The organism is Erwinia papayae (genome assembly GCF_058241465.1).
Map to the genome: position 1 here is coordinate 1 of NZ_JBZCHT010000011.1, position 14,478 is coordinate 14,478.

Below are 14,478 nucleotides of genomic sequence, written 5' to 3' on the forward strand. Positions count from 1 at the left end.
GAATAAGAAAAATAATGAAAATGATGAATAATTTTAAAAATTCAGGGCAAACACTGCCTCTTGCAGGCCAGAATTCACACAGCACCTCCGTCATTTCAGGCGGACAGACATATATGACGGCTGAAACGGCGGCAACCATGCGGGCGATGGCGGTTGCTGCCGATCTGGATCTGCCACGTTACCTGCTGGCCGGTGAAATTCAGTGTTTGCTGGATTATGTGCCGGATCTGCGCCAGCGCCTGTTACTTGAGACGCTGTGGAATACCGGTGGCCGTATTAATGAAGTGCTGTCCCTGACGCCGGGGGATTTTCATCTTCATGGACATCAGGCATTTGTCGTGCTGCGGACGCTCAAGCAGCGCCAGCGCGGAAGGGGAAGACCGGTGAGGGGTGAACGTATCAGCCGTGCGGTTGCCCTCCCCGATCCCCATTACCAGCGCCGGGTGAGGGAATATATTGCCACGTTCGGGCTGCGTCAGCATGAGCGTTTCTGGCCGTTGTCGAGCGACAATACCCCCCGTAACTGGATCAGTGCTGCCATTACCCGCGCAGCCGATGATAACGTGACGTTTCCGGTAGATCCCATTACCTGCCATACTTTCCGCCACAGTTTTGCCATGCACTTGCTGTTACATGGCGTCCCCCTGAAAGTAATACAGGCATATCTGGGTCACAGTCGTGTTTCCTCAACCGAAATATACACGCGGATATTTACGCTCGACCTGAACTGGCTGGGTAGCGTCAGATTCAGTCAATAAACCTGAAAAAATCAACATTTTAATATCTAATACGGCTATATTATAGCCATAAGATAGCAAATATATAGTAATATCAATGCTATCATTTAGAAGCTATGCAATAGCAGCCACATAGCTAAATTATAGTCACAAAAAGATAGCAAAACCATAGCACACATACAGTATTACATACGCATAACATAGCTATGTTTTTATAGCTTTAGTATTGCTATAGTAAAACTATTGAAGTATAGTTTATTTATAGATATGCCATCGCTATAAATATATAGCGTAGCCATACTGATATACAAGCTATGCACAAATAGCTAAACTATAGCGGCAGTATACAGAGGGTATGCAAATGTCAATCTTATTGATTGCTTCAGATAAAGGTGGTGTCGGAAAATCGACAACAGCGGTGAACCTTGCCGTTTACCTGTTGCAGAGTGGTAAACGAGTCATTCTGTTCAAAGCAGGCAAAGATAAAGCGCTGCTCAACTGGCAGGAAAAACGCCAGAAGCAGGGATTGCCCGTTATTCCCGTACAGGAAGCCTATGGGAACATTGCTGAACCGATAACTAAAGCTGCTCGGCTTGCTGACGTGGTGATCGTCGATTGTCCGGGTTTCGATAACGCAGAATACCGCAGCGCTCTTACCGTCGCGGATGTTTTCATTACGCCAATCAAACCGTCTTCCGACTTTGAAGCTGAAACGTTGACAGATGTAACCGCAACGGTCAGAAAAGCGCAGAAAATGGGTAATACCAAACTTCGTCCTTTCGTTCTATTCACCCGTGTCAAACATAACCGAACAGCCACTGCCGCTGAATTAGCCAAGGAGCTAAAGAGCGACGATGTATGGCTCAGGCCGCTGAATACCCGCATTGGTGAACTGACCGTTTATGAAGATTGCGCAAACATCGGCGCTGGCGTACATGACGTTGACCGCGCCTCCAGTCTGGGTAAGGCAAAAGCACAAATCGAATTACTGGCAAATGAATTGGGGCTTGTACCATGAGATTGAAAAAACCGCCTGTTGAGGCAGAGGTGACAACGCCAAGTGCTTTCGTGCGTGAGGCCAGACAAGTACCGGCCAAAGGAGCATCCAAGCCAACATCCTTTGTGTTGCAGCAGTTTTATCGTGACCTTATTGATGAAGAAAGTGATTTATCGGAACAGAACCGCACCACCGTGCTGAAAGCGGCGTTGCTGGCATTTAGTAATATGGCGCCAAATGAAAAAAATCATTGGTTGCTGGAAGCAAACAAAAAAAGATAGGAAACATCCAAAAAAGCGCAATTTACATCTTCCCCGTTCTTTAGGGCGGGGAGGATGTCAAAGTATCCTTGACCAGAACCAGATAGCAAATCCCAGCATACCTAACCCCAGCACCGCATTCTCAATGACTTTGTAGACGAACCATTTATCGCCTTTATAGTAGTACACGTAGGGAGCCATCTTCCGGTACTCTCTGAATACGCCTTTTTTAAAGGACGTATACGAATCAATTAACGTCCAGAATCCGAGAGCCACCATCAGAACCCCAACAAATATGTCGATTTTCTATACCCCCCAGAACATCAGGTTCAGTGCGTTCTTGATGGCTTCGGCATCAGGGCTGGCATCGCCTAAAACTTCACCGAAGAAACGGGTGTTTACGCTGGCGAGTTCGGTGGTCAGTAACCGGTAATCGATTCCCGATACCTGAATAACCGGAAACAATGCCGGGCTGACTTTTGCCGAAAAGTGACGGGCTTCAACCAGAGGGATCACCATCCGGCGTTCAGCCGTTTCAACAATATCACTCTGCACATCAACGAACATCGTATAGGCGCTTTCCCGCCGGTATTCATAGACAGTAAATTGCATCTCACCAGTTCCGGTTTTCGTCGGCAAAAGAGCCGTGTTGAGAAATGAACGCGGCGACTTCCTCCATTCCAGCCCGGTTTTCTGCTTTCCAGCGCTCGGCCTTGATTCGGCGGGCTTCGTTGCCGATGGCCTCGTTGACAAGGCCGGAAACATTCACCCCGGCAGCATTCAGTAACTGATAATTGTCTCTATCGACGGTCACACTCACTCTGTGTTTCATATTGCACCTCATTTTGAATACCCTGAGTATATATCGTAAGTAAGCATATGGCAAAATATGCCCGTCAGGGCATGGGAGGCGCAACGCGCCGGAAGCCCCGCAGCGCAGCGAGGACAAAAAAAGCGTTACGGCGTTAGCCGTGACAATTCCCCGTTCCTGCTAAGCCATAAGGAACCAACAGCGACGTGAACGCTGCTGTACGCGGTCGGAGTGGTCACGGCAAGGCAAAGCCGAAGCCGTGGCGTATCTCCGCCTTAGCGACCGTTTGCGGGCGCTTAGGCGCGTGTACTCATAGCGCAAAGCAACACCACTGGCAGCGGTACAATATTATAGTTACAACATCCATCTAAAAGCGGCTCTGTTCCCCGGCCTCTGGCCGGGGGCGGCGCGGCTTTTCAGGTGGGTGAGGTGTGCGCGGTTTTGTTGGGTGTCTCCGGGCGGGTTTTCTTCTGAGCGGCGCGGCGAATGCCGCTGCAAGCGAAGGCATTATCAACAGGTTTTTTTCTCGTTATTTATTCTTTTTCTGTTAAAGGAATTAAAAGAAGTAAAACAGTGAATTTGCGTCTATTCCTGATGATTGCATCTTTATATCACTCTGCGTTTGCATTTAAGTGGGGATAAATTACCGGAGCACCCGATTTTCGGGGGCACCATCATGTTCGGGGGGTAGGGCGGGGCGTTGATCGTATAGTTTTTAAGCGCCAATTTCGCACAGACGCGGCAAATCCTCCGGCTACGTATGGCCGGATAAAGGTGGGTTCACTGAGGGGTCAACGCGGGTGGCGCAGTGGCGAGCTTTCTCATGGCCGCATAGCGATGCTCGACCTGTCTTTTAAGTTCAACATGTCCCATCGCGGTCAGTTCTTCCTGCGTGTAGAGTTTAACGAGGTCATTAAGGATTTTGGCCTGTGCCTGCTGCTTTTCCATCGCGGCAAGTTTTCTGGCCTGACGTAGCTGCGTTTTGAACGCGCGTTTTTTGGCTCGTATTTCAAATGCCGTCTGGATATGCCTGACCTTTGCCCGTCTGCGGGCTTCGGTCAGTGAAATAGCCTGTTCGCCTTGTTCTTTCAGCCCTTTGTTTTCCCATGCCAGTTGCTGCTGTTGTGCTGCTTCATATTTCCCGTACTCGTAACCTATCAGGGTAAAAAATAGTTCAGATACCCATATCAGGTTCGGAATCCATGAGCCGGTTGTCTCGTCCCATACCCGGTCGCAATGGATTGCACCAATGGCTTCAAGGTGCTCGTTAATGGCACGGCTGGCGCGACTGTAGCAGGGGGTTCCATCCTTATTGTAGGTGGTCAGACCGCAACTGTCGGAGATTTGCGCCAGCGTCATATACACTTTGCCGGTAACAATATTGAGACGATCTGCAAAACACACACAAATCGCGTTTACCGCACGGGCGCGGTGCTTATTCATCGCACGTTCTTTCGGCAACCGCTGATGGGTGATGGCATGGAAGCGATCTGCTGTACGCCAGATAGGGTGTCTGGCCGGATTAGATGTTTCAGCCGCTTTACGTAAAGCTGTGATGATACGCGGCGGATTGGCGCATTCTTTAGGTGCAGAATAGACAGGATTGGGGTTCGTAACGTAACAGCTACGCCATCCTTTGCGGGGAGAATTATCTGGGGTAAGAATGTTAAAATCAGTCACAATATTCTGCGCGTATATTGCGCAGAAAGAGCACTGTTAGAGACTTGCAAAACGTTGTACATGTCACTATACTCCACCACATAGAGCAATAATTCTATGTAGTAACTTTGTGTAGCCCCGTATATCTGAATCCTTCTTGGCGGTTGGTGTCAGATTTCGGGGTTTTCCTTTTTGGGCTTCATCCTAACGAATCCACCCTTCCTTTAGCGCACTTCCGGCTGCGCCGTGCCAGTAATGTTGTTGAATCTAGCACTCGACTATTGATGCGTCAAGATTTTCTGGATAATCCAAAATTACTTTAGTTTTTTTACTTTTTCCAGATAATCTAGCATTGCCACAGAAATGGCTTCCTGCTGTGTCATTCCGACATCTTTACAAACCTTCTTAAAATCGTCGGCAATCGCATAGGGCACATAGACCCTGACTAATTTATGTGTCCGCGTTTTTATAGATTCATATCTTGTGTTGTATTCTGTTTTGGTTAAAGGATCGCCCTTACGATACTCGCGCTTAACTTTTTTTTCTGGCTGCTCAGACATTGTTCAACCCGCCTCAATAGCATTGACCAAACTCAACATTCTAGCACAGCCCATTAAATTTACCTTTATTTTTAGGTAGATAGAGTTCAATCGATCACCTTTCCCATATACGCATTTAGTTGCTCTATTTTGTCTTTCACGTCAACTAACACTGTGTAATAAGGATTAAAATCTGCTTTCGTCCGGTTCCTGTGGTACTCCAAAACGGCTTTTGCAAAGTTGTCATCTTCCGTATAAAAATAGTTTTCAGGATAATCTAGAATCTTTGCAATTTTCTTTACCAGACTAAAAGGGGCTTCTGTCCTACCTACCTCATAACTTGACAGGCGAGAGCGAGTGTTAACTCCTTCAACACCAAGCAGTTCCGATAGTTTTTCCTGGGATAAACCTGCGGCTATCCGAGCCTCTTTAAGTCTTTTTGGCACCATGTAAATAAACCCCCTTTGGGAGTTTCATCTTACAAGGCTCAAGACACTATCATGACGACAAAATGAATCGACCGGTTTTTTTTTGCATACATCCGTGTTATTATCTAGCCCTGCTCTCGCTTTTCTAAGACCACCAAAGCAGAACATCAGAAACCAAAATCTTGTGCCAACACCAGAAAACCACCTTTAAAAACAACAAAATAAAGTAGGCGTTTATGCAAATGAATCGCCTGCTTAATTAATTGCTCTTGTCATTAAACCGTCACCGCTCGCCGCAGCCGAACGACCGAGCGCAGCGAGTCAGTGAGCGAGGAAGCGGAATATCACCGACCTTGCATGTTGCTCGTTCCTTCCAGTTCTTCCAGAGGAACGATTTCCAGCACCTGCTCACCGCGCCGTTGCGCCATGATCTGATTGTCAACCTCGCGGTCAATCAGCCAGCCTTTACGTTTCATCTTCTCGCGCCATTGGGTATACCCTAGCTTGCGGGTGGCGTTGATAACTCCCTGATTACGAGCATTCAGCATAGTTACAAACTCTTCCGTAGGTTTGTAGTAAAACCTATCTCTTTTAGCCCTTAATAATGGGAGGCTTGCTAGGTGGAAAAACCATTCTAATACAAACGAGTGATTACCATCTGTAGCAACACGGAACCCACTATAAAACTCGTACTCGATCAGAGTTACCAGCCTCCCTGAGTACCTATTTGGTTCTGCCTGACAGTAAAGGAACACTCCATTAATTAGATCAAAGGCGTAGACTTCTTTTCCTGTCCCGAAGAGGTAATCTGCTTGGAAAAAACCATCGTTTATAATTTCTCTATATGCCTGAGCCGCCAAAGATTTGGAATATTTACTCCATAGAGAAAACTTACATTGCCGAATGATTAATGGATTCTTCATAAAGGCACCTCACTTAAAACCTTTATCGGTCGGTTTCTGATCATCCTTCGCTGATTGGCTCGGCTTACCACCATTTCCTCTCAGCCCCAACCCAGCCACGAAAGTGCGTCCTACATGATTCACAGCATCACCTAGAATCGAATCATAGCCCCGGTCGCCAATCCAGCTTATTACCCAATTTGGCAAGCGGATTGGCAGCATGAATATCCACATAATGATACCGCCCATCACGCGGGCATACACAACCAGCAACGCCAGCAGCGTGAGCAATCCGGTCACTGAGTCACCCTGCACATCGCGGAAAGCAGGAATAAACAACACATCAAATAGCGTACCGGTTGCTGTTAATACCAGCATCGCAAACACAAAACCACAAACCATCAGCAGGGGGCGCAGTAATACGTCAATGATAAAAATGTAACCTGTGGTAGAACGATCTCCCGCTTTATCGGCCACATTGACGTGCGCCACCGCCCACAGTGTTGACGCAGCTATGCCGGTAAGCACCACCACGAACCACTCCACCAGAGCCATTATCCAGTTAATGACTGGTATCAGCGGAAAAAACACTCCCATCATTGATCCCAGAACCATTATTAATATGAACAGAGTTAAAATCAGCGGAGCCACTGCTTCTACAGCCGCTTTCATCGCTGATACTGTCCCTTGAGTAAAGAAATCGCCAGCTTTAGCCGCTAACCCTACTAAACTAAAACTTTCCGATGCCGCAGCGGCTCCTTTAGCAGCGACATAAATTGCAAAGCCGGTTTCACCGACAATCATCGCCCTGTCACCAATTTCCTTCACTCGGATTATCGGATTCTGAATATCGGTTTCACCGTCTCCGCTACCTGCTTGCCAGCTAAAAACATTCTGCAAATCGAACATTTTACTCAGCAAGGAAAGCCCCCCTTCCGGCGTTTGTGATTTGGCAACATCCATTTCCGCAACGCTGCTGCCCTCTCGTGCACCGAGCGGTGCCACATATTCGGTATTTTGCAAACGCGCCTGATAAGCCTGATATAATCCCTTGTAGTAGTCCGTGGAACCCACGTCTCCTATACCGTTCGACGGGGTTACGGTAGCCACATTGTTTGCCACGGCCGCCAGATTGCTGTTAGCTGTGGACAGAGTGCGGTAGTAGGTTCCCAGCCCCATCCAACCCTGCTCTTTGATACTTTTCGCCACAGCATCAGTCGCCTCACCGCCAGAGGGTTTAGCCCTGAGCGCCTGCCCGATAGTTTTCTGGTAGCGCTCGGCTGCTGTCTGTATATCCTGAGCAATATCAGGCAGCGTACCTTCCCCGGAACTTAACTTCGCGTTGTAGGCTTCGTAAAAGTGATCGGCTGTCTTAGCAGCATTATTTGTCAGTTCAATCGTGGCCTGTTGCTGCGCTTTGTCCACCGCCTGCAAATAGGCCGCACTCCCCGGTAGCATGGACGCCATAAACCCGCTTTTTAGTTCAATCGAACGGTAACTGACTTCACCACAGCTTGCCGTGCCGTTGGAAATTTTCATCGCCACCGTGCCATCTTTCGGCGTTACCATGTGCATTTCAGCGCGGCTTTCGTAGGCTTCTCCGGCTGCTTTCATCTGCGCCAGTCCGTGATTAATACCAAGCATACACAGCCGCATTTCTACCAACGATTTAGCTGTGCTCGCCACGGCAGGAATAGCGGGCTGGCTGTACAGGGCTTCGCCTTTCCCTATCTGGTCGGCGATTTTGTCGGTGATAAGATTCGCGCCGCCAATCCCCAACGAGGCCATCCACAGGAATATCAGTTGCGAGAGCGCCCAACCTGATTTAGTCGGCACCAGCATGAATAAGCCGAACAGCGTTTTAACTATGCTGTTCCCACTGTTTGCGTTGCCCTGTAACACCGCGCCGGTCGTCGCCCCTTGTCCGATTTTGCGGAAGAAGGAATACCCCAGATAGACGCTCATGACGCACAACAGCGTCATATTAAGAACGAAAAATACCGGCCCCAGAAAACCGCCGTCCGAGGCGGACTGTAGCGGGTGATTCACCACATCGCCCAGCATCAGGGTAAGCGCACGGCGTGAAAGGTCAGTCGTTTCTTTTGACCGTTCCCACAGCGTCTGCGGCGTCACACTGTCGGCACCAAAAACCAGTCCCGGCGCGAGTGTCAGCAACAGTAATAATGTACGTCGCACAATGAAGTTCATCATTTTTCACCTCGCTTAAAGCCACACTGACGAAAGCGCAGCGTCTTTTTCAGGCCGTTGTCGGCGCGGAATGCTGCAAACGTCGCCCCTTCTGCTTTGGTACTGATACCGTTGACCAGTTTCCAGCCTTTGAATTCGACGTGTAGAGCAAACATGCTGTTGAATAATAGAAACGGTACGCTCAGCACAACCAGAGCCAACCACTGCACTATCCACTCTCTTTCGCCAACAATCAGAGCCATTAACGTCATCAAAAGGCTAGGGACGAAACAAAAGATAAAAATGGTCGCCCCCACAAGTGCAAAGCGTTTCTGTAGTAAAAGGGTTTTTCTGATTTGCGCAGGCGTTCTTATAAAGCTAATCATTTTTCACCTCGCTTAAAACCACACTGGCCGAAGCGCAGCGTTTTGTTCAGCCCGTTTTCGGCGCGGAACGCCGCAAACGTTGCCCCCTCTGCATGGGTATTGATGCGGTTAACCAGTTTCCAGCCACTGAATTCGATATGCAGTGCGGACATGAAGCAAACCAGCAAAAATGACGCAAATATCACAATCAGCGATGTTGCACGAATGATCCAGTACGGCTCGCCCGTAAACAGCGCCATGATGGTCAGTATCAACGCAAAAATGGCACCACTGCCGCATACCGTCACCCCGGCAAGCGCAAGGCGCTTCTGGCGGAGGAACGTCTCGCGTGCCTGCTCGATTTGGTGTTCGGTGGCACGAAAATCGGCAAAAGGGGTATTCCCGATTTTATCCAGTTTCTTGTTGGCCGCTTCCTTAGCTATCCGCAAGTCGTCAAGCGTTTGTTTCAGCGTCTGCGTGCGCGCGCCTAGCGTATTGCGTACCGTTTTTGTGTAGTTTTTTACCTGTGACCATCCGGTAATAAAGGAAATGACGCCCGCGACACGGCGCTTTTTTCCCGGCTCTGCGTTTTTATTCATCGTCACTTCCTCGTTGAATTACCTGCCTACATCATAACCTATTACGCCATTTATTACCTTTATTGTTTCGCCACTGACTGATTCATTTGGCTAACGACACTTTGCATTTTTGCTGCATATTCATTTTGCGCCATAAGTGCCAGCATCTGCCCTTGCAGAATATTGTTTTTCTCTACTTGCTGCTTGAGGCCATACAGCAGCCAGCTATTCAGGTTGGTCACATTCACCTGCTCACGCAGCAGGTCATCACTGTTTTTCATCATCAAATCAGTCTGGTAGGCCGGATTCGCGTAGCGACGGGAAACTTCGAACTGCTCGAATTCACGTAAAGACATCATCCCCTTACGCTTTGCTTCTTCGCTGGCGTTCTGGTCGTAGAACGTCGCCATACTAGGCACCTTCCGCGCGTCGTCCAGCGGCTGCTTGGTGGCCGCGTTAGGTTTACTGGCTGCAATCATCTCAAGCTGTGGCTGCGCCGCCGCGTCAATGTATGCCTGATATTGCTGGAACAAGCCCAGATATTGTCGCCCGGACGCACTTTTTACCTCAGCGCGACTTGGCGCACGACCGGCACTGCGCTGTGCAGTATTTTTGGTGTACAGTAAAGCGGCATCAGTTTGTTCTTCGGTGAACGTGAGCGTGGGCTTCTTACCCTCTTTGCCTGCTCCGTCCAACACGGACGACAACGAGGTGTCGCCGCGCGGCATATCGGAAACGGTCTGGCAGAATTCTGTCCCGCCATACGCCTGCTTATCATTCGTATCACAGTAGGCTTTGTGGGTTGTCGCGCTCGCCGTTGCTTCAATGCCCGGATCTTTAAACGCCAGATCGTAGGCTTGTCTGACCTGCGCATTATTGCTTGATGATGCCAGCGTGCGCTTACCCCCGCCTGCGGCACGGCTAGCCGCCCCCATGCCCCCGGATACCGCCGTAGCGCATACGTCGTTGGCGACACGATACCGAGCTTTAGCTTCACGAATCCGCTCCTGCCTGCGCTGCTCAATATCGAACTGGCGTTGATTGTCGGCGGTCTGGTTAATCAGTGCTGCCGACCGGTCGCCCTGCTGTGAAATGGCAGTGCCAATATTAATCAGCGTGGTCTGAATAGCCCCCAACGTGGTATTCGCTGCCGTCAGTTGTGGCATAACTTGCAATGAGATCGGTGCGGAAGATGTCACATTGCATACCACGGTATAGCCCAGCGCCGGATAAGATGCAGCGCCTGCGGTTAGCATCAGCAGGGCGAATCGGGTTTTCCTGATAGGTCGCATCAGACAGCCTCCAGTCGATGTTCTTTGATAAGTTTTGCGGCCAGTGTTTCGACCAGCGTTAAGCCAGCGTCTTCCTGCTCGGCGCGGGTTTTAAAATGGTTGCCGGTTTCCGCCAGCATCGCGTTCAGCGTTTTCTCTGCGCTGCCGGTCGGGAACCGCTCGGCCAGTACCGTTAACGTTTTGCCGACGCCCAGCGCCTCAATCAGCAGTTTGCGCAGCTTGCGATCACGAATGGACGAGTTAAGCGCCCACACCTGTTGTACCCCCATGACATTTTTCAGGATGTGGCAGATGTCACCGCGCTTGGTGCGGAAAATGGCAAGGAAGTAGCGCCCTCCGTCACTGGTTTCCTGCGTCGAGAGCCAGTCGAAGCGGTCGAGAATATCGTCAGAAATGTTGATGCCAATGCTACGGAGATACTCGCGGTCGCTCGGCGCAAGGCGCATCATCAGCAACGTATTGACCGACTTGGTGACGGACTCTGGCATGTGGGAAACGTACTGCGAAGAAAACATGGTGCGCACGCCGAGCTTACGATCTTCAAGGTCAGCGGTATTAAGCGCACTCTGGATAAATTTCACATCCTGAAAGTTGTGCGATTCGTCATAGAAGATGTGTTTGATTTCTTCCGACAACGCCGAAATACGCTCTTTATGGTAGGCGTGATACTGCGGGTCGAGTCCATCAAGGAATGAATCTGCACAGTACGGCAGGTAGTAATTCCGCGCAGCAAGGTGTCGTGCAAACAGATACATGATACCGGTCTGGAGTTGTCCTTCACCGGACGATTTTTCGCCCGTGACTTTCATCATGTCAATGACGATGATCCGCGTTTCGGCGTTCAGGTCATAACGGGTGTAGTCAGAGAATACCGGGTATTTGGCAGCGGCGGTTTTGAAGTTACGGGCGATATAGTTAAGCACGTTTTCACTACTGCCCGGAATATTGACCTTGTTGTAATCCTTTTTAAGTTCAGCAGAGCTTGTGATTAGTGCCTGAAAATCATCCAGTCGGGGCATCGCATAGCGGTGTGCCAGTGCAGCCGCACGGGTATTACCTGCCGCAAACAGCGCGTCGGTAATATCGAACCAAGAGGCTGTTTTAAGCCATTCCTGACCGACATAGCGCGTGATTTCTTCTTTGTGCTTTTCAATCAGAGCATTAAAAGATTCATCATCCCAGCCGTAGCTTTTTTCAGAGTCCAATTCCCTGTCTGGACTCAATTCACCCAGCATCACCAGATAACGGGTCAGTTCACGCAGGCTGATCGCTTTTAAATGCTGCGCACCCTTAATCATCAGTATACCGGCTGACGCCACCGCTTCCCGCACCTCGTCATTGATGGCCGGTTCGTAACGGTTGGCCTTGTTGGTAGCTTTCTCGATATACATAAAGTCAATGAGTTGCAGCACCACAGCAGAAATGGTGCCTGCACTCGGCGGTTCACCGGTCGTCGGGTCGATACAAAACGCGCACAGCATATCTTTGATAAAACCGCGCTCAAGCACGGTAGGAAAACGGCTCCCAAGCTGGGTTTCGAGGAAATTCACACGGAACCGGTCGCTGTTTTCCAGAATGATGTGCGACACCAAATGTTGTTTTTCCGGGGGCAGTGACAACTTGATCAAGTCCACATTGCCCTCAGCGCTCAGTCCCTTGTCAATCCATGTACAAAATGGCAGGTCTTTATTCGATGAAAAGATAGCGGAGAAATTCAGTCGGTTAGCGAGCATACTTTTCCCGCTGCCCGGCGTCCCGGTTATCATGTCTGTCCATTTCAGTTGAAGACTGCTGGCGATGCGGTAGGGATAGAGCTTGTCGTCTTCGGTAAGGAAAAAAGTCAGACCATCGTTTTGCCACAGGCTGGCCGGGCGCTCAAGCGGCAGCATTTCCGCCACCTCACTGAACGGCGCAAGCGCCAGTTCACCGTTGGTTCGTATCGACAGCCCCGGTACGCTGCCGACGAGCGGCATTACCGGATCGCCGTAGCTGGCTGACACTTCGGTAACGCCCCAGCCGCCAACAGCTTTAGCTATCAGCGCGGCGTTGCGTTTCACCTCTGTCTCGCTGTTCCCCCACGTTGTAACGTTGATTGAAAACAGCACGGATTTATCGGTTTCGTCCTTGTTGTTTACATAATCCATATCGCGGGCAATTTTACTCACCGCAGGAATAGCGCGGAGTATCGACAAGGCAACTCGTTTTGATGCAATTTTGAATTTCCCACCACTGATAATATCGTATTTAATTCGGTAGGGTATCTTAATACCTATGGCTTTAAATAACTCCTGAAATTTCTTTTTATATAACGGCATTTCGTCAATGAACATGCTGATATAATACTTCCCGTCACATTCCACGATTTCATGCTTTCGGTCGATGATTTTATGTATTTCACCAGATAAAAACTGAGCACTCAGGCGTGATGGAAGAATATTGTCAACCTCATTGACGCTGTTCCGTTCATACAACCAGCCCTTGTCATAAACCGTTCGCGGCTCCCATTTTTTCGGGGTACTGGTTCGCCACAGCATCGTTTTCATGATATTCCCGGCTTTCTTCACATCCAGAATATCGACAATCAGACCGTTCTCACGTCCCTTAAACGCTTCCAGCATTTTTCTCAGGGCGGCATAATGTGCCAGTTGCAATCCTTCCAGCGTCAGTTGTAATGGGTTTTGCCCCCGGTCTACACGCTCCATGCCGGACATTGCGGTATTGTTTTTTTCTGTTTCCTCTTTGATTTCGGCACTGTCCAGCAGGCAGGCGGCGGAATACAGCACGATATAGGCTTTTTCACAGGCGTAGTGCATGACAAATTTACCTGCCTCGTTCTCCAGCATATCGTCAAGGTGAATATTGAGGCGGCGCATGGCATTGACATGCGGCTTGTAGAGTTCGTGCAGTTCAGCAACGTTGCGCCCTCTGTCACGCTCGAAAATGTAGCTGATTTTCTGCCCCGGATCGGACACCAGATTGGTCAATAACAGCGTGAGGTTTTCGATATATTCAACAAAGCCTTTTTCACTGAATGCAGACTTGATGCCCGACACTTCGATGATGGACAGGTAATCGCTGTTCTCCGTCACCATAATGTACGGGTGGGTGATCTCCGGGTGTTTCTCCCGGTCTTCGTCAGTGAGTCCAACGACTGTCACCAGATCGGAATACCCCAGCAGGTTGCCACCAGTCACTGATTTCGATAATTTCACCAGCAGGTTTTCAATCATGCTCGTCATTTTTTCACTCTCCGTGAATAAATTTCCGCCCACTGCGAGGCATCGGGAAAATTGTCTTTTTCAACGAAAATTTCCTGCTGAATATCCTTTTCACTGTCCAGCAGGATCAGACGTCCGTGTCGTGCCAGAACGTCACGCAAATCATCGCTGCGATTGCTACCGTAAGTGTCTGCTATCAGTTCTGCCGATTCGGACAACTTCCTGAGCACCAGTTTTGCTTTGTTCTGTTGCACTTCATCCGGGCTGTTAAGTGCATGGATCATCGCCCGTTTTAACAAAGCAAAACTGGCGCGGGGATGCCGTTTTACGCCGTAATAGCCGACTGTACTGTCGGTGGCGAGTTCGTCGGTTTGTTGCTCAAAGCATAGAAGACAGTAAACCCGCTCAGGCTGATCATCTTCCTGAAAGCGATACAGTTTGTCGGTGACAATCCGGCAGGTATGACAACATTTGTTTTTTTCCATATTCCCCCCTGTCCCCTGTC

16 protein-coding genes are annotated in these 14,478 nt (G+C 49.5%); 3 read left to right on the forward strand and 13 right to left on the reverse strand.

All coding sequences use genetic code 11. The features are described from left to right. The first annotated feature begins 113 nt into the window (after positions 1–113). The 3 genes from AC3RPL_RS15735 (at position 114) to AC3RPL_RS15745 (ending at position 2,015) form a co-directional block, all read left to right on the forward strand. Positions 114–758, forward strand: coding sequence for a tyrosine-type recombinase/integrase (locus tag AC3RPL_RS15735; protein ID WP_490740777.1), 645 nt, complete (start codon positions 114–116; stop codon positions 756–758). 340 nt (positions 759–1,098) lie between these two features. Further along, complete coding sequence (locus AC3RPL_RS15740; RefSeq protein WP_490740778.1) at positions 1,099–1,755, forward strand: nucleotide-binding protein; 657 nt, start codon at positions 1,099–1,101, stop codon at positions 1,753–1,755. Continuing rightward, on the forward strand, positions 1,752–2,015 hold the full coding sequence (locus tag AC3RPL_RS15745) for a CopG family transcriptional regulator (RefSeq protein ID WP_134898219.1): 264 nt from the start codon (positions 1,752–1,754) through the stop codon (positions 2,013–2,015). The genes AC3RPL_RS15740 and AC3RPL_RS15745 overlap by 4 nt, the downstream gene beginning before the upstream one ends. A gap of 57 nt (positions 2,016–2,072) precedes the next feature. Here AC3RPL_RS15745 and AC3RPL_RS15750 read toward each other — a convergent pair whose 3' ends face one another. The 13 genes from AC3RPL_RS15750 to AC3RPL_RS15810 form a co-directional block, all read right to left on the reverse strand. Beyond that, on the reverse strand, positions 2,073–2,273 hold the full coding sequence (locus AC3RPL_RS15750) for a hypothetical protein (RefSeq protein ID WP_070133596.1): 201 nt from the start codon (positions 2,271–2,273) through the stop codon (positions 2,073–2,075). Positions 2,274–2,300: 27 nt separating this feature from the next. Next, positions 2,301–2,606 carry a CcdB family protein gene (locus AC3RPL_RS15755; protein WP_490740779.1) on the reverse strand — a complete coding sequence of 102 codons (306 nt, stop codon included), beginning with the start codon at positions 2,604–2,606 and terminating at the stop codon, positions 2,301–2,303. Between the two features lies 1 nt (position 2,607). Next, a complete protein-coding gene (gene ccdA, locus AC3RPL_RS15760; protein ID WP_490740780.1) occupies positions 2,608–2,826 on the reverse strand; it encodes a type II toxin-antitoxin system antitoxin CcdA in 219 nt (72 codons plus the stop codon). 759 nt (positions 2,827–3,585) lie between these two features. Further along, positions 3,586–4,485: a plasmid replication initiator RepA gene (gene repA, locus AC3RPL_RS15765; protein WP_490740781.1), complete on the reverse strand. Its 900-nt coding sequence runs from the start codon at positions 4,483–4,485 to the stop codon at positions 3,586–3,588. 293 nt (positions 4,486–4,778) lie between these two features. Then, positions 4,779–5,024 carry a RepB family protein gene (locus AC3RPL_RS15770; RefSeq protein ID WP_367168669.1) on the reverse strand — a complete coding sequence of 82 codons (246 nt, stop codon included), beginning with the start codon at positions 5,022–5,024 and terminating at the stop codon, positions 4,779–4,781. Positions 5,025–5,110: 86 nt separating this feature from the next. Further along, positions 5,111–5,452 carry a helix-turn-helix domain-containing protein gene (locus AC3RPL_RS15775; RefSeq protein ID WP_490740782.1) on the reverse strand — a complete coding sequence of 114 codons (342 nt, stop codon included), beginning with the start codon at positions 5,450–5,452 and terminating at the stop codon, positions 5,111–5,113. A gap of 323 nt (positions 5,453–5,775) precedes the next feature. Then, positions 5,776–6,354 carry a hypothetical protein gene (locus AC3RPL_RS15780; protein ID WP_490740783.1) on the reverse strand — a complete coding sequence of 193 codons (579 nt, stop codon included), beginning with the start codon at positions 6,352–6,354 and terminating at the stop codon, positions 5,776–5,778. Positions 6,355–6,363: 9 nt separating this feature from the next. After that, complete coding sequence (locus AC3RPL_RS15785) at positions 6,364–8,544, reverse strand: DotA/TraY family protein (RefSeq protein WP_490740784.1); 2,181 nt, start codon at positions 8,542–8,544, stop codon at positions 6,364–6,366. Continuing rightward, the gene (locus tag AC3RPL_RS15790) at positions 8,541–8,783 is read right to left on the reverse strand and encodes a hypothetical protein (RefSeq protein ID WP_490740785.1); all 243 of its coding nucleotides are present in this window, start codon (positions 8,781–8,783) and stop codon (positions 8,541–8,543) included. The genes AC3RPL_RS15785 and AC3RPL_RS15790 overlap by 4 nt, the downstream gene beginning before the upstream one ends. Before the next feature lie 119 nt (positions 8,784–8,902). Further along, the gene (locus AC3RPL_RS15795; RefSeq protein WP_490740786.1) at positions 8,903–9,484 is read right to left on the reverse strand and encodes a hypothetical protein; all 582 of its coding nucleotides are present in this window, start codon (positions 9,482–9,484) and stop codon (positions 8,903–8,905) included. A 59-nt stretch (positions 9,485–9,543) separates the two neighbouring features. After that, positions 9,544–10,755 carry a conjugal transfer protein TraW gene (traW, locus tag AC3RPL_RS15800; RefSeq protein ID WP_490740787.1) on the reverse strand — a complete coding sequence of 404 codons (1,212 nt, stop codon included), beginning with the start codon at positions 10,753–10,755 and terminating at the stop codon, positions 9,544–9,546. Next, on the reverse strand, positions 10,755–13,994 hold the full coding sequence (locus AC3RPL_RS15805; RefSeq protein ID WP_490740788.1) for a conjugal transfer protein: 3,240 nt from the start codon (positions 13,992–13,994) through the stop codon (positions 10,755–10,757). Before AC3RPL_RS15805 ends, traW begins: the two co-directional genes overlap by 1 nt. Beyond that, positions 13,991–14,458 (reverse strand): hypothetical protein, encoded by a 468-nt coding sequence (locus AC3RPL_RS15810; RefSeq protein WP_490740789.1) that lies wholly within the window; start codon positions 14,456–14,458, stop codon positions 13,991–13,993. Before AC3RPL_RS15810 ends, AC3RPL_RS15805 begins: the two co-directional genes overlap by 4 nt. Positions 14,459–14,478: the final 20 nt, after the last annotated feature.

What these genes read in the sequence shown, in the direction of transcription:
- AC3RPL_RS15735 (WP_490740777.1), top strand. Translation starts at nt 114, where the DNA reads ATGACGGCTGAAACGGCGGCAACCATGCGGGCGATGGCGGTTGCTGCC.
- AC3RPL_RS15740 (WP_490740778.1), top strand. Translation starts at nt 1,099, where the DNA reads ATGTCAATCTTATTGATTGCTTCAGATAAAGGTGGTGTCGGAAAATCG.
- AC3RPL_RS15745 (WP_134898219.1), top strand. Translation starts at nt 1,752, where the DNA reads ATGAGATTGAAAAAACCGCCTGTTGAGGCAGAGGTGACAACGCCAAGT.
- AC3RPL_RS15750 (WP_070133596.1), bottom strand. Translation starts at nt 2,273, where the DNA reads ATGGTGGCTCTCGGATTCTGGACGTTAATTGATTCGTATACGTCCTTT.
- AC3RPL_RS15755 (WP_490740779.1), bottom strand. Translation starts at nt 2,606, where the DNA reads ATGCAATTTACTGTCTATGAATACCGGCGGGAAAGCGCCTATACGATG.
- ccdA (WP_490740780.1), bottom strand. Translation starts at nt 2,826, where the DNA reads ATGAAACACAGAGTGAGTGTGACCGTCGATAGAGACAATTATCAGTTA.
- AC3RPL_RS15770 (WP_367168669.1), bottom strand. Translation starts at nt 5,024, where the DNA reads ATGTCTGAGCAGCCAGAAAAAAAAGTTAAGCGCGAGTATCGTAAGGGC.
- AC3RPL_RS15775 (WP_490740782.1), bottom strand. Translation starts at nt 5,452, where the DNA reads ATGGTGCCAAAAAGACTTAAAGAGGCTCGGATAGCCGCAGGTTTATCC.
- AC3RPL_RS15780 (WP_490740783.1), bottom strand. Translation starts at nt 6,354, where the DNA reads ATGAAGAATCCATTAATCATTCGGCAATGTAAGTTTTCTCTATGGAGT.
- AC3RPL_RS15785 (WP_490740784.1), bottom strand. Translation starts at nt 8,544, where the DNA reads ATGATGAACTTCATTGTGCGACGTACATTATTACTGTTGCTGACACTC.
- AC3RPL_RS15790 (WP_490740785.1), bottom strand. Translation starts at nt 8,783, where the DNA reads ATGGCTCTGATTGTTGGCGAAAGAGAGTGGATAGTGCAGTGGTTGGCT.
- AC3RPL_RS15795 (WP_490740786.1), bottom strand. Translation starts at nt 9,484, where the DNA reads ATGAATAAAAACGCAGAGCCGGGAAAAAAGCGCCGTGTCGCGGGCGTC.
- traW (WP_490740787.1), bottom strand. Translation starts at nt 10,755, where the DNA reads ATGCGACCTATCAGGAAAACCCGATTCGCCCTGCTGATGCTAACCGCA.
- AC3RPL_RS15805 (WP_490740788.1), bottom strand. Translation starts at nt 13,994, where the DNA reads ATGACGAGCATGATTGAAAACCTGCTGGTGAAATTATCGAAATCAGTG.
- AC3RPL_RS15810 (WP_490740789.1), bottom strand. Translation starts at nt 14,458, where the DNA reads ATGGAAAAAAACAAATGTTGTCATACCTGCCGGATTGTCACCGACAAA.